This window comes from Microcoleus sp. MOSTC5 (assembly GCF_036701825.1).
GTDB classification, from domain to species: Bacteria; Cyanobacteriota; Cyanobacteriia; order Cyanobacteriales; family Microcoleaceae; genus Microcoleus; species Microcoleus asticus.
In genome coordinates this window covers 118,029-132,253 of the sequence record NZ_JAUBRK010000012.1, presented here as the reverse complement: position 1 = coordinate 132,253, position 14,225 = coordinate 118,029, and the positions used below count along the sequence as shown (strand labels likewise).

14 protein-coding genes, 1 tRNA gene and 1 other annotated feature are annotated in these 14,225 nt (G+C 47.8%); of the genes, 11 read left to right on the top strand and 4 right to left on the bottom strand.

Translation table 11 applies throughout. From position 1 onward, the window contains the following. Positions 1–78: 78 nt before the first annotated feature. Positions 79–4,161, top strand: coding sequence for an amino acid adenylation domain-containing protein (locus QUA54_RS09075; RefSeq protein WP_333414233.1), 4,083 nt, complete (start codon positions 79–81; stop codon positions 4,159–4,161). A 248-nt stretch (positions 4,162–4,409) separates the two neighbouring features. On the opposite strand, the gene QUA54_RS09070 is transcribed toward QUA54_RS09075, so the two are convergent. Then, the gene (locus tag QUA54_RS09070; RefSeq protein ID WP_333414232.1) at positions 4,410–5,762 is read right to left on the bottom strand and encodes an inorganic phosphate transporter; all 1,353 of its coding nucleotides are present in this window, start codon (positions 5,760–5,762) and stop codon (positions 4,410–4,412) included. Positions 5,763–5,829: 67 nt separating this feature from the next. Here QUA54_RS09070 and rplS point away from each other — a divergent pair, with 67 nt between their 5' ends. The 9 genes from rplS (at position 5,830) to rplL (ending at position 10,461) form a co-directional block, all read left to right on the top strand. Then, positions 5,830–6,213: a 50S ribosomal protein L19 gene (gene rplS / locus QUA54_RS09065; protein WP_172186532.1), complete on the top strand. Its 384-nt coding sequence runs from the start codon at positions 5,830–5,832 to the stop codon at positions 6,211–6,213. A gap of 134 nt (positions 6,214–6,347) precedes the next feature. Continuing rightward, positions 6,348–6,420, top strand: a tRNA-Trp gene (locus QUA54_RS09060). Beyond that, complete coding sequence (locus QUA54_RS09055; RefSeq protein WP_172186533.1) at positions 6,391–6,600, top strand: hypothetical protein; 210 nt, start codon at positions 6,391–6,393, stop codon at positions 6,598–6,600. Before QUA54_RS09060 ends, QUA54_RS09055 begins: the two co-directional genes overlap by 30 nt. Before the next feature lie 151 nt (positions 6,601–6,751). Beyond that, the gene (secE, locus tag QUA54_RS09050; RefSeq protein WP_172186534.1) at positions 6,752–6,985 is read left to right on the top strand and encodes a preprotein translocase subunit SecE; all 234 of its coding nucleotides are present in this window, start codon (positions 6,752–6,754) and stop codon (positions 6,983–6,985) included. After that, positions 6,982–7,620, top strand: coding sequence for a transcription termination/antitermination protein NusG (nusG, locus tag QUA54_RS09045; protein WP_172186535.1), 639 nt, complete (start codon positions 6,982–6,984; stop codon positions 7,618–7,620). Before secE ends, nusG begins: the two co-directional genes overlap by 4 nt. A 3-nt stretch (positions 7,621–7,623) precedes the next feature. After that, positions 7,624–8,049 (top strand): 50S ribosomal protein L11, encoded by a 426-nt coding sequence (gene rplK, locus QUA54_RS09040; protein ID WP_006635588.1) that lies wholly within the window; start codon positions 7,624–7,626, stop codon positions 8,047–8,049. Positions 8,050–8,308: 259 nt separating this feature from the next. After that, entirely contained in the window at positions 8,309–9,022 is a 714-nt protein-coding gene (gene rplA, locus QUA54_RS09035) for a 50S ribosomal protein L1 (RefSeq protein ID WP_172186536.1), read from the top strand. Between the two features lie 110 nt (positions 9,023–9,132). Continuing rightward, positions 9,133–9,305: a sequence feature (ribosomal protein L10 leader region), on the top strand. Positions 9,306–9,334: 29 nt separating this feature from the next. Then, positions 9,335–9,931: a 50S ribosomal protein L10 gene (gene rplJ, locus QUA54_RS09030; protein ID WP_333414231.1), complete on the top strand. Its 597-nt coding sequence runs from the start codon at positions 9,335–9,337 to the stop codon at positions 9,929–9,931. Between the two features lie 137 nt (positions 9,932–10,068). Beyond that, on the top strand, positions 10,069–10,461 hold the full coding sequence (gene rplL, locus QUA54_RS09025) for a 50S ribosomal protein L7/L12 (RefSeq protein WP_333203144.1): 393 nt from the start codon (positions 10,069–10,071) through the stop codon (positions 10,459–10,461). Between the two features lie 101 nt (positions 10,462–10,562). Here rplL and QUA54_RS09020 read toward each other — a convergent pair whose 3' ends face one another. Both QUA54_RS09020 and QUA54_RS09015 read right to left on the bottom strand, forming a co-directional pair. Then, positions 10,563–11,342, bottom strand: coding sequence for an SDR family oxidoreductase (locus QUA54_RS09020; protein WP_190740657.1), 780 nt, complete (start codon positions 11,340–11,342; stop codon positions 10,563–10,565). Continuing rightward, entirely contained in the window at positions 11,342–11,668 is a 327-nt protein-coding gene (locus tag QUA54_RS09015; protein WP_333414230.1) for a nuclear transport factor 2 family protein, read from the bottom strand. Before QUA54_RS09015 ends, QUA54_RS09020 begins: the two co-directional genes overlap by 1 nt. Before the next feature lie 93 nt (positions 11,669–11,761). Here QUA54_RS09015 and QUA54_RS09010 point away from each other — a divergent pair, with 93 nt between their 5' ends. Further along, entirely contained in the window at positions 11,762–12,103 is a 342-nt protein-coding gene (locus QUA54_RS09010; protein ID WP_190740656.1) for a winged helix-turn-helix transcriptional regulator, read from the top strand. Between the two features lie 363 nt (positions 12,104–12,466). On the opposite strand, the gene crtD is transcribed toward QUA54_RS09010, so the two are convergent. After that, on the bottom strand, positions 12,467–14,083 hold the full coding sequence (crtD, locus tag QUA54_RS09005; protein WP_333414229.1) for a C-3',4' desaturase CrtD: 1,617 nt from the start codon (positions 14,081–14,083) through the stop codon (positions 12,467–12,469). Between the last annotated feature and the right edge of the window lie 142 nt (positions 14,084–14,225).

Here is a 14,225-nt window from a genome sequence, read left to right as displayed (position 1 = left end):
AACGCTGATAAACGCAGATAATTTTAAGATGGTTTTTGGCTTGGGCAAGATGTTGAATGGAGAAAGTAAATGAAAAGGATGGCTGTTGAACAGGATGCAATTTCGATAAATATGCAGCAAGAAACAGAAGTTTTTGTATTTCCAGCATCGTTTGCTCAGCAGCGGCTTTGGTTCCTCAATCAATTAGCACCGGGTAATCCTTTCTATAATGTTTCAACAGCGCTCCGTTTAACAGGTTCGCTCAACTTAAGATCCTTAGAGCAAACCTTCAATGAAATTGTGCAGCGGCACGAAACTTTACGCACCACTTTTACGCTTTTGGAAGGGGAACTCGTACAAGTTATTGCTCCCTTTTTAACCGTATCTCTCCCCACAATCGACTTACAAAATCTCTCGCCAAATCAGCAGCAAACCGCAGCGCTGCAACTCGCAACCGATGCAGCGCAATGCCCTTTCAATTTAGCCGCCGGGCCGTTATTTAAAGTAACGCTGTTACAACTCAGTGACACAGAACATATATTGTTGCTGAATTTACATCATATTGTGGCTGATGGTTGGTCGATTGGAGTGCTAATTCGAGAGCTGGGAACGCTCTACACAGCATTTGTAAAAAATGGGCTCTCGCACTTACCAGCACTGCCCGTGCAGTACGCCGACTTTGCAGAATGGCAGCACCAATGGTTGCAGGGCGAAGTATTAGAAACCCAGTTAGCTTATTGGCGGCAGCAGTTAAACGGAATTACCACACTCAATCTACCAACAGACAGGCGAAGACCAGCCGTTTCATCCTACCGCGGCGCTAAACAATTTATAACACTATCACCTGCTTTGAGCGAGGCGCTAAAGTTATTGAGCCAGCAAGAAAGCGCGACTTTATTTATCACTCTACTAGCCGCTTTTCAAACTTTGCTGTACCGCTATACAGGACAAGTAGATATTGCAGTAGGAACGCCGATCGCCAATCGCAACCTGAGCGAAGTAGAAGCATTAATCGGTTTTTTTGTCAACAGTTTAGTGCTGCGTGCAGATTTATCAGGAAATCCAACTTTTCGGGAACTATTGCATCGGGTAAAAAACGTCGCAATGGCAGCCTACGCCCACCAAGATTTGCCCTTCGAGAAGCTGGTTGAGGAAATGCACCCCGATCGCGAGTTGAGTCGCAACCCCCTGTTTCAAGTTAGTTTCAGCCTGCAAAACACTCCTGTAGCAGCGCTAGAATTGCCGGGGATCGTTGGAGAGGCGATCGACTTTGACGCGGGAACCGCCAAGCTCGATTTAGAGTGCCACTTGTGGGAAAATGCAGGAAGTATTCAAGGGCAATTTATCTACAGCACAGACTTATTTGATAGCGGCACAATTGCGCGCATGGCGGGACATTTTCAAACGCTGCTCGAAGCCATTGTTGCCAATCCCAAACAGCACCTCAACGACTTGGCTTTGCTGACAGCGCCAGAATACCAGCAATTATTAATCGATTGGAATGAAACTCACAGAGATTATCCGCAAAACCAGTGTTTCCATCAGCTATTTGAAGATAGAGTCGCGCGATCGCCCCATGCTGTCGCCGCCGTCTTTGAAAACCAGCAGTTAACCTACCGCCAACTCAACAGCCAAGCCAACCAACTTGCACGTTACTTGCAGCAATTGGGAGCAGCACCAGAAGTTTTAGTGGGCCTTTGTGTAGAACGTTCCTTAGATGCGATCGTCGGATTGCTTGGCATTATCAAAGCAGGCGCAGCCTACCTGCCTTTAGATCCAACTTATCCTCAAGAGCGACTTAACTTCATGTTAGAAGATGCTCAGGTGTCGATTTTGGTAACTCAGCAGCACTTAGCAAAAAACTTGACGCAGCCGGAAAATTACGGAGTTTTTTCAGTAGTGTGTTTGGACTCCGACAGAGAAATTATCGCCCGACAAAGCCCAGAAAACCCAACTACAAATATCCTACCAGAAAACCTAGCCTACGTCATTTACACATCTGGTTCAACCGGAAAACCCAAAGGCGTTTTAATCGAACATCGGGGACTCTACAACTTAGTCCTAGCTCAACTTGAAGTTTTTAACTTAAACTCAAATCACCGCATTTTGCAATTCGCATCCCTGAGTTTTGATGCCTCAATCTTTGAGATTCTCATGGCCTTGGGAACCGGAGCAACACTTTACTGTGCCAAGAAAGAATCTTTGTTGCCCGGACAAACATTAATCCAATTTTTGCAGGACAATGCTATTACCCACGCTACCCTCCCGCCCTCGCTGCTAGCTGTCCTTCCAAACGCCGAGCTTCCCGCACTGCAAACAATCATCTGTGCTGGCGAATCTTGTTCCCCGGATATTGTTAAACGCTGGGCTTCCCGGCGCAGATTTTTTAACGCTTACGGCCCTACAGAAGCGACAGTCTGGTCAAGTCTGGCCGCAATTGGCGATTGTAAAAAACCGCCAATCGGCCGCCCAATAGCTAACACTCAACTCTATATTTTAGATGAAAATTTACAGCCTGTACCCGTTGGAATTCCCGGTGAATTGTACATCGGCGGCAGGGGATTGGCGCGAGGCTACCTGAACCGCCCCGAATTAACCGCCCAGCGATTTATTGCTAATCCGTTTAGCCAGAAAGCAGGAGAAAGAATTTATAAAACTGGTGACTTAGCTCGCTATTTTCCAGACCGCAATATTGAGTTTTTAGGCCGCACAGACGAACAGGTAAAAATTCGCGGTTATCGAATAGAATTGGGAGAAATTGAAGCGCTGGTGGTTCAGCATCCAGCAGTCAAAGAAACAGCGGCGGTTGCTGTGGATGATTTGTCTGGCAACAAACGCCTAGTTGCTTATGTCGTCCCCAATCACAATCAGACCCTTAATCCCGGGGAAATACGCAATTTCCTCAAACAACAACTGCCCAATTACATGATTCCCAATGCTTTTGTGGCGATGGATTTTCTGCCCCTAACTCCCAATGGCAAAATTGACCGCCTGCGCCTACCTGTACCGGGCAATCTAGTTAGCAATTCAATAGATAAGAGCTGCATTGCACCTCGCACACCAACCGAGTCAACCCTCGCCCAAATTTGGGCCACAATCCTCAACGCAGATTGCGTTGGCATTCGCGACAACTTCTTCGATTTGGGTGGAGATTCCCTGCTGGCAATCCGCCTCATCAATGAGATTAACCAGCAATTTGAGCGCGAGTTGCCGCTGTCTGCTCTTTTTTTAAATCCAACAATAGAAGGTTTAGCCGATTCGCTATCTTCAGAAACAAATTCTCTGGAATGGTCGCCTTTAGTTGCAATTAAGCCTCGCGGTAAAAATCCCCCATTCTTCTGCGTCCATCCCATCTTTGGCGTCGTGTTTCCTTATGTCGAGTTAGCATTTCAGCTAGGAGAAAATCAACCGTTTTACGGGCTGCAACCAAAGGGGATTGACGGCGAAAGTTCTCCGTTAACTAGCATTGAAGACATGGCGGCTGACTACATCGCAGCCTTGCGTACCGTTCAACCAAAAGGGCCTTATTTTTTAGGAGGCTGGTCTTTTGGAGGTTTGGTTGCTTTTGAGATGGCTCAACAGTTGCTCGCAGCGGGGGATGAAGTGGCTTTACTTGCTGTGCTGGATACTTTAGCGCCGGTTTCTGCTAACAAACCTTCTTTTTGGGACGGTTGCAAGTTTATTATGACTACTGTTTCTCGCTCTATCTGGCCTTTTGTAGTAGATTATTTTCGCTTGGTGGCTGCTGCAGAAAATGTTCAAAGTGGCGGTATTGCGGCCAAATTTCCGAAATTAAATAAGATGCTTAATTTGGCAGCTAATTTTTTGCATCGCTGGAATTGGAAACAGGCCGTTATGGTTAGCATTCTATCTCAGGAGTCAAAAGAACGGAGCTGGCGCGAGCTGGCAATTCCCTCGATGTTTACTGTATTTCAGGCTAATAGTCAAGCAACTCTCAGCTATCGACCGAAAATTTATCCGCAGCGAATTACTCTGTTTAGATCGAGGGAACAGCTAAGCATGAATCATCAAGATCCGACTCTTGGCTGGAGCGAATTAACGGCCCAAAAAGTAGAGGTGATTAAAGTTCCTGGGAATCACCTGACTATGCTGAGAAAGCCCTGTGTCAAGGTGCTGGCTCAACAGCTAAAGCATTGCTTGGAGAAGGAATTAAGTGATTGAGGAACCCGCGTGCTGGCGTGCCGCAACCGGGTTTGATGTGCGAAAGCGCTATTAGTCATGAATCCGATATTCATCTGCGTGAATCAGCGTCAATCCCTTGTCATCTGCGGTTAATACATTCTCTTTTTTTAACCGCAGATGAGGGCAGATAAACAAAGATTAACGCAGATGAGTTAGATCGATTCCGGTTGCACCCTCCATCCGCGATCGTTGAGTGATGACTGTTCTGAAATGCCTCAATCTAAAATCTAAAATCGCACAATCCATTGGGCGATGGTGAAAATGCTAGCACCCAAACCTGCTGCGATCGGAATTGTCACCAGCCAAGCCGAACCAATTGACAGCAAAGTTTCCAAGCGTACTGTTTTCCAAGCTTTGATCAGCCCGACTCCGACAACTGCACCGACTAAAGCGTGGGATGTGGAAACTGGCAAACCGAAGCGAGATGCTAGCAAGACTGTGGTGGCTGTGGCTAATTCCGCGCAAAATCCGCCGCTTGGTTGGAGTTCGATGATCTTTTCGCCGACTGTGGCAATTACATTTTTACCCCAGATGGCTAAACCGATGACTATTCCTGCGCCTCCGAGGACTAAAATCCACAGGGGAACGCTGAAATCTCCTGAGGGAAAGGAACCTGTGCGCCGGATGTAGGCGATCGCAGCTAGGGGAGCAACTGCATTTCCTACGTCGTTGGAACCGTGGGAAAATGCTACAAAACAGGCGCTCAAGACTTGAAATCTCGCCATTTGTTGCTCGATGAGAGTGTGACGGAGTGTCGGAGTGGGGGAGGAGTTTGTACTTATTCCTTCTGCTTTCTCCCCTCTGCCTTCTTCCTTCTCAACTGATTCTAATTTTTTCCAGCTATTGAGTGTCAGGACGATCGCCCCAATACTTCCGATGCCAATGACAATATCGTGAGTTGGAAGATTCCAGCCAAATCGATCGTGCGCTAGGGCGATCGCCCCTGTCTGCACCAAAGCCACATTCACAACAGACGGCAGTACAATTATGCCAAATACGCTCAGCATTGCTGCACTCAGCCAAGGTATCCACTCGCGCATTTGAGATAGAGGATCTGGCCGATCGAGAATCCAATACTTCACCCCACTGTAAAATAGCGCTGCTAAAGCACCGCTGGCGATCGGTGTCGCCACCCAAGTTAGGGAGATCGTGCCGATGGTTCGCCAATCAACTGCATTAATTCCGGCTGCAACACAGCTAAAACCCGCGATCGCGCCCACCACTGCATGAGATGAAGAAACCGGCAAACCTCGACTGGTAGCGATTTGCAGCCAGATCCCGCAAGCTATCAGCACTGACACCATCCCGATTAAAAATACTTGCGGCTGAGTAGAGAACACATCTGCATTCACAACTCCTGTTGCCAGAGTTTCGGAAACTCCTTGGCCGAACAGCACTGCGCCGGAAAATTCCAGTATGCCTGCAACAATTATTGCCTGCCGCAGCGTTAGCGCCTTCGAGCCTACGGATGTCCCCATCGAGTTAGCGACATCGTTTGCCCCCAAGTTGGCGGCGACGTACAAGGCCAGTGCAGCCATTGCCCCCAGTTGCAGAAATACGACCCCAGAGCTATCTAACATAGAAATTTTTTGACATAAAACGGGCATTTCGATATATGATAAGGGATTGTGAGTTTTGGTAAATCCCATGAAAGGCGCAGAAATAATCCGTTCTATCGAAACGGAAGAAATAAATAGAGTCAAGCAAGAACTTAATAAACAACTCCCCGAAATTTACGTGGGCGACACAGTGCGAGTCGGCGTGAAAATTAAAGAGGGTAACAAAGAACGGGTTCAGCCCTACGAAGGGACTGTGATTGCCATGCGCAACGGCGGGATTAATGAAACAATCACCGTCCGCCGCGTGTTTCAGGGCGTCGGAGTGGAACGGGTGTTTTTGATTCACTCGCCCCGCATCGCCACGATCCAAGTGATGCGCCGCGGGAAAGTCCGCAGAGCAAAACTTTACTACCTGCGCGATCGGGTGGGCAAAGCTACTCGCGTCAAACAGCGGTTCGATCGCTCCCTGTAGGAATGCACCCTGCTTTCCCTTGGTTCATGGTTCATGGGAAATTGAAAAAAATCAAAAAAAAGTTTTCCATTTACGAGCGCACTGTGTTAAAATAGAAATCTAGAGGTTAAGCGAATTTCAGCAACCTCACCTGTGCGCTCTTAGTTCAGTTGGTAGAACGCAGGTCTCCAAAACCTGATGTCGGGGGTTCAAGTCCTCCAGGGCGCGCTGAATCACCAAACTTTAAATTCTGCCCGAAAGCGCCCGGACTATTGGCTGGCAACAGTCAAAACCGCAAACTTTCGGGTAGAATTAGTTTTTGTGGGCGGTTCGCAAAAAATGCCATCAACAAATGCTCGGTGTGGCTTTTCGATCGTCGGTTTCGGCGATCGGCATTTACGCCGTTGATTGGTTGGGCTTGTAAAAAAGTCGTGGCTTTAGATTAGAGATTTGGGACTTGGGCGTAAGTGGTTAGTGTCACAAAATCTGAGAGCCGCGGGCCACTCACACCATCTAAAATCTAAAACCTAAAATCTAAAATCGCAAGGGGGATTGAATCGTGGCGAAAAAAGACGAAGCTCAAGAAACTCAAGAAATAACGGCGCCTGGGTTTAACCCTGCGGGTTTTTTTAAGGAAACTAGAGAAGAACTCGACAAAGTGGTTTGGCCCAGCAGGCAGCAGCTAATCAGCGAGTCTTTGGCCGTGCTTTTGATGGTAATCCTCTCAGCAAGCCTGATCTATTTGGTGGATAATTTCTTTAACTGGGGCGCGGGAAAGGTGTTTGGGCCATGACTTTTGCATCAGAAGAATCTGAGTATTCCACAGAAGCGACGGGACAGGCAGCATCGCCAGAGGTGCCGGAGATTGATGCTCGCTGGTATGCTGTTCAAGTTGCCTCTGGCTGCGAAAAGCGCGTGAAGGCAAACTTGCAGCAGCGGATTCAAACTTTGGATGTTGCCGATCGCATCGTTCAAGTCGAAATTCCGCAAACTCCGGCGATCAAAGTCGGCAAAGACGGTTCCAGGCGGCAGTCAGATGAAAAAATCTTTCCCGGCTACGTACTCATCCGTATGTTTATGGACGAGGATACGTGGCAGGTGATCAAGAATACCCCGAATGTAATTAATTTTGTCGGGGCAGAGCAGAAACGCCGCTACGGGCGCGGCAGGGGTCACGTCAAACCGCTACCTCTGAGTCATTCGGAAGTAGAACGGATCTTCAGAAACGCTCAGGAATCAGAACCAGTTGTCAAAGTATCGATGTCTGCTGGAGACCACGTTGTGGTACTTTCCGGGCCGTTTAAAGATTTTGAAGGTGATGTGATTGAAGTTAGCCCGGAACGAAACAAGCTCAAAGTTTTACTCTCGATTTTTGGGCGCGATACGCCTGTAGAATTGGAGTTCAATCAGGTTCAGAAACAGAACTAACTAATGGCAAAGAAAGTTGTTGCAGTAATTAAGTTGGCGATTACGGCGGGAAAAGCCAACCCAGCTCCTCCGATCGGCCCAGCCCTGGGTCAGCACGGCGTCAATATTATGATGTTTTGCAAGGAGTACAATGCTAGAACCGCAGACCAAGCAGGTCTGGTGGTTCCGGTAGAAATTTCGGTTTTTGAAGACCGCAGTTTTACGTTTATTCTCAAAACTCCGCCGGCGTCGGTTTTGATTCAAAAAGCCGCTGGCATTGCTAAAGGTTCGGGAGAACCTAACCGCAAGCAAGTAGGGACGATTACACAGGCTCAGTTACGAGAAATCGCTGAAACCAAAATGCCTGACCTCAATGCTAATGATGTTGAGGCTGCTATGAAAATTGTGGCAGGAACGGCTAAAAATATGGGCGTGGCGATCGCGGATTAAAGGAAGAAGGAAGAAGGAAGAAGGAAGAAGGAAGAAGGAAGAGTTTTCCTAGTCCAAGTTCCAAATTGCTAATCCAAAATTCCTGATTTTGAAGGTAAAATCTTCAATCCAAAATCCAAAATCCAAAATCGATCGATTCAGGGGGAGAAGCAAAGCTTCGCTAGGAATCGCAAATGTTTTAGATTTGAAATGACCAAAACGGCTCAATTCTAAAATCTAAAATCTAAAATCTAAAATCGACTAACCCCAAAAAACAACAATGGCAAAGAAAGTATCGCGAAGACTGCAAGAACTTCAAAAGAAAGTTGAAGAGAGACCTTATCTACCGCTGGAAGCTCTGCAACTTTTGAAAGAAACAGCAACCGCTAAGTTTGGCGAATCTGCTGAAGCTCACATCCGTTTGGGAATTGACCCGAAATATACTGACCAACAGTTGCGGACAACTGTATCGCTACCAAAAGGAACTGGTCAAGTAGTCAGAATTGCGGTGATTGCTAAGGGCGAAAAAGTTAAAGAAGCTCTGAATGCCGGCGCGGATATTGCTGGTTCTGAAGAGTTGATCGATGAAATTCAGAAGGGCATGATGGACTTCGATTGCCTGATTGCTACCCCAGACGTAATGCCGTTGGTAGCAAAATTGGGTCGGTTGTTGGGCCCGCGCGGTTTGATGCCTTCTCCCAAAGGTGGCACGGTGACGACTGACATTGCTCAGGCGATCAACGAGTTTAAAGGTGGTAAACTAGAATTCCGTGCCGATCGAACTGGCATCGTTCATGTTATGTTTGGCAAGGCAGCTTTCTCAGCGGAAGATTTGCTGGTCAACCTTCATGCTTTGCAAGAAACTGTTGACCGCAACCGTCCTTCTGGTGCAAAAGGTCGCTACTGGCGCAGTTTGTACGTATCCGCAACAATGGGCCCGTCGATCGAAGTCGATATCAGTGCTCTGCGCGATACGAAAATTGACGCTGCCTAGTACAGAATTAAGCAGAAGGCAGAAGGTAAAAGACAGCTTCGGCTGTCTGTGTAAATCTCTGACAAGACTTACACCAGACCTCGGCTAATATCTGCCTTCTGGTGATAGCCTAATCAAAAATCAATAAGCTGAAGACCGCAGGTGCCGACCGCTTAATTTCCTGCCGAGGCTGAAGAAATAAAAACTCAAGACTCAAAGATTAGAAATTTTCTATTTTTAATTCTGACTTGTTAATTTTTAATTCTCTGCCCCGGCTCGAAGGTCGGGGTTTTTGACGGGCAGTTTTCGATCCTAAAAGGAGGTGAAATAAGTATGGGCAAAACTTTAGCAGTAAAAAATGAGATTATTGCAGACCTCAAGCAAACCTTGAGCGAATCTCAACTGGCGATCGTGATTGACTACACGGGCTTAACTGTTGCTGAAATCACAGATTTGCGTCGGCGTTTGCGTCCGAAAGGCAGCAGTTGCCAAGTGGCAAAAAACACGCTGATGCGAATTGCGGTTGAAGGCAACGAAACCTGGCAGCCGATACAGGAATTGCTGACTGGTACGTCGGCGTTTGTGTTCGTGCAAGAAGATATTGGCGGCGCGATTAAAGCTTACCAAGAATTCCAAAAAGTCTCTAAGAAGACTGAACTTCGCGGCGGCGTGATGGAAGGACGGGTGCTGAAAGAAGCTGATGTTAAAGCATTAGCCGATCTGCCGTCCAAAGAACAACTCATGGCTCAAATTGCTGGCGCTATCAACGGTGTCGCAACCAAGTTGGCTGTGGGTATCAATCAAGTTCCTACTTCGATCGCTCGCGGTCTTAAAGCTTATGCTGAAAAAGACGGCGATTCAGCAGAAGTAGCAGCAGAAGCACAACCAGAAGCAGAAGCAGAAGCAGTAGCAGAAAGCGCATCTGTGTAAGTCATTAGTAATTAGTCGTGAGTCATAAGTCGTTAGTTTTGAGAAACAAACTGATAACTGGAGACTAGAAACTAACAATTAATGACCAATCGAAAGTCTCAAATTCCAAATCTACAATCGAACTAGGAGTTCAAAAAATGTCTACAGCAACTGATGAAATCTTGGATAAACTTAAGTCTCTGACTTTGCTCGAAGCTTCTGAATTGGTCAAGCAAATTGAAGAAGCTTTCGGCGTCAGCGCTGCTGCTCCTGTAGGCGGCATGATGATGATGCCTGGTACGGGTGGTGGTGCCGCTCCTGAAGCAGTAGAAGAGCAAACCGAGTTTACTGTCATGCTCGAAGAAGTTCCTGCTGACAAAAAAATCGCAATTCTGAAGGAAGTCCGCGCAATTACTGGTCTGGGCCTGAAGGAAGCAAAAGATTTGGTAGAAGCCGCACCGAAAGCAGTTAAAGAAGCTATTGCTAAGGATGCTGCTGAAGAACTGAAGAAACAGCTTGAAGCTGTGGGCGCAAAGATTTCTATCAAGTAGTCAGAGAATGTAGTTGATATCAATTCCGGTGACACCGGAATGATGGTTGACTGTTGACTGTTCCCTAAACGGAACTCCCCCGCATACGGGGGAAGTTCCGGTTAAGCTGTTGGGACAGTTCCTCCGTCAATCACGTGTTCTGTACCGGTAATAGACGCTGCGCGCGGTGATGCCAAAAACGCGATCAGATTTGCCACTTCAGCCGGTGTTGATGGTCGCCCGAGTGGAATGCCACCCAGCGATTCCATAATGATCCGCTTGCCTCCTTCGTAATCGGTGCCTGCTTGTTGGGCAAGGCGTTCGGCTAAAGCCACGGATGCCTCGGTTTCTACCCATCCCGGAGACACGCGCAAGACTCGTACACCTTTTGGCGCGACTTCTTTAGACAAGCTTTTGCTGTAGGTTGAAAGCGCGGCTTTGGCTGCCGCATAAGCAGTGGTTGAGTCCGGCAGGGGAAGCTGGTGTTGAATTGATGTGACATGGATAATTACCCCCTCCCCTTGCGTCACCATTCCGGGCAGTAGGGCGCGGTCTAGGCGTACTGCGGGAAAAAGGTTGAGATTCAATTCCTGTTGCCATTCTCGATCGTCGAGTGCCGCAAAACCGCCAGCCGGTGCTGATGAACCACCCAACACATGAACGATGATATCTACGCCACCAAGACGTTCGTTAACGGCGTCCACCACAGCGTTACATCCCTCTAGGGTCGTCAGATCGGCGGAGATAAACAGTTTTTCTGGAAAGGAGCGAGGGCGGACTCGTGCCGCAGTCAGCACACTGGCTCCACAATCTTGAAAGAGAGTGACAACGGCTCCACCAATTCCTTTGGTGCCAGCAGTAACCAATACTCGTTTCCCGTTCAGTTCTAAATTCATAGACATCAGTTAATCTCCAGAGATTGGATTTTGCCACTTTTAAGTTGAAAAGAGTGACGGAGTTGTATCGGGCTGCCGGGAAAATTCCCGGTGATTTTGGCAACGACTGTCACAGACTCTCCCACTTGAGCGGTGCTAATTGGCTCTGTACAATATTCAAATTTTTTCCGCGACTCCTGAAGCCACGACTGAATCGCTCCATGCCCTCGATGAGTCTTGCCTTCGTCAAACACTACGGCATCCTGCGTGAAACAATCCGTTATCCGGGTAGTGTCTGTGCCGTTACAGGTGACGAAATAGGTGCCGATCGATTCAGCCAGTTCCAGATTCATTTTTGTTTCTCTTGCTGGAAAGTTGCTGTACAAGAATTCTCTGCTTAGACTTGCAAATAATCAAGAACGCACGAAAAAGTAAGTTGCACACCTATGAGAAAGGTTTACACCCCCTCGACGGCAGCGGCAGATGTCGCAGAAGTGATACGGTTGCTGGAAGGGCGCTGGAAGCTGGTCATCCTCTTTCATTTGTTCGACGGCAAAGTGCAGCGCTATTCTGATTTCGAGAAACTTATTCCGGGCATCTCCCAAAAGATGCTGTCCCAGCAATTAAAGACGCTGGAAGCTGACGGGATTGTGATCCGAAAGATCTATCCGCAGGTACCGCCTAAGGTTGAATATAGGCTGACCGCGTGGGGACAGGCTTTGTGCCCTGCTCTGGATGCACTTCTGAATTGGGCGGAGCAGAAGGGTCGTTTCGAGGACTCAGCTTAACAAAACATTGCACTAGACATCTCCAGAAATTCTAAATTTTGAACGATATTATTAGGGTTTCAGCCCTGTTTTTCGTAATTATTGGAGATGTCTACTGGGCAAATCGGTGAACGTGGCGTTAGACCGCCAGGTCTCAATTAGGACGGTCGCTTGAAGTTACTTGCAGGGCATTCAAAATTAAAATCGCTAAGCATGAGTAGCTGTAACGACGATTTGTAACAACAATTAGTTAGTGCAGCCGTCGTTTAATCGGAACTTACCCCCTGCGGGGTAGTTCCGCCTAAATTTAATCGCGCGATAGTTACATCTCTCGCGCGATTAATTATTTTTTGCGCTAGGGAAACGGCACGGTGCGGTGGCCTCTTAGATTTTAGAGGCGGCTTCCATTTGCCGCACTACTGTTAAAGCTGAATAGGAAACACCGGCAGTGCCTTCTCCGGGATGGGTGGAGTCGCCTACTAACCACAAGTTTTTAATTGGTGTGCGGTTGGCAAATCCGAAGGGGCCGAAGGTTGGTATTCGCTGCCCGATGCCGCCGACAACTCCTTTATCTCTCGCTGTGTAGCGGGCAAAGGTGCGGGGGGTGGCGGCTTCTTCGTGTACGATCGACTCTGGCGTCAAATTGAAATATTCGCTCAAACGGGCGATCGCCCCTGCGGTATATTTTTGCTTTAATCCTTCATAATCAACCGAATTCCACCACATTCGAGTATCAGTAAATGACGAAGCGATAATTGTCGCCATTCCCTCCGGCGCTCGGCCATCTCCCGGGTGGCTGACAGAAACAAATAATGAATTATTCTCACCAATCTCGCCTTCGTAATCGTAGAGAAACTGAAGGTGGGGCGGACAATTTTCCGGAATTGCGCTTTCATGCACTCCCAAATATATGACAAATGCACCGGATGCGGGCGGCAATTTATCGACTCGATATTTGTAGCCAGCCATTTGATTTGGGAGTTGGTTTGTTGTCTCTGAAGTCTCTGATTTAACCGATAAATTATCTGTTAAATTTTCGACAATCGGCTCGCCTGACAACAATTTTACTAGATTTTGCGCCGTCACGTTGGCAACAATGCGATCGGCAGTTTCCGTCCAAACTTCGCCGGTTTTTTGATTGCGAATCACTGTACCTGTGGCTTTGCCGTTGGCGCTGACAATGCTTTGAACTGTGTGCCGCAATAAGACTTTGCCGCCGTCTCGTTCGATCGCCCCTACGAGTCGATCGCTCAACACCTGCATACTTCCTTGTAGATGATACAATCCCTGCGGCGTTTGCGAAACTCCTAAAGCCGTCGCCGCGTAAAGTAGCGCCGTTTCTTCGGTATCGACTTGAGAATACAATTTTAACTGCAAATCCAGAAAAGTTTTCAAGCGCAAATTGTCGCCCAACCCACAAAGCCGCAAAGCATCTCCCACTGTCATAAAAGTGAAAGGTAAAGTAATTAAAGTATCCGGGCGAACTGCTTGAATTAATTGCCAGAAATCCCATAAGTTCCTGGGCGGTAAAACTGGATCGCGCCCTTGAAATTTCCAGCTAGCTTTGAACAATGCAGACAATAATTGCCAAAAAGGTTCGCTTCCAGGAAACTGTCGCTGTCTTTCTTGCTGCCACTTTTGCGGATCTCGCCACACCCTAATCGGTGCGGTTTCTCCCGGCAAAAACACCGCACAAGCGGGATCGCAGGGTGTGGCTGCGGGGAGTTCTATGTCTAATTCTGAAAAAATTCGGTGGTGAATGCCTCCGGGTTCCAATCCTGCAACCTGCGTGGCGCCGACATCGAAGGTAAAGCCTTTGCGCTTGAAGGTGGAAGCGCATCCGCCGGGGACGATCGCCTGGTCTAAGACTAGCACTTTGTATCCTCTGCGGGCTAGCAGGGCGGCTGCAGTGAGTCCGCCGATGCCTGCTCCAATTACCGTGACGCGGCCCTTAGTGTCTGCTGGATTGGATTTGCTAAAAGGGGTAGGAGCGATCGTCATAATTTATTTATTGTAATATTTCTTAATACTATTATCATATATTACAAAAAAAAGCTTCGACAGGTTTCAATCTGTCTGTGGAGTGCGAATTCGGACTGGTAAGGGTTAAGCATTTGGGCATAAAATCAAAGGTTGGAAACAG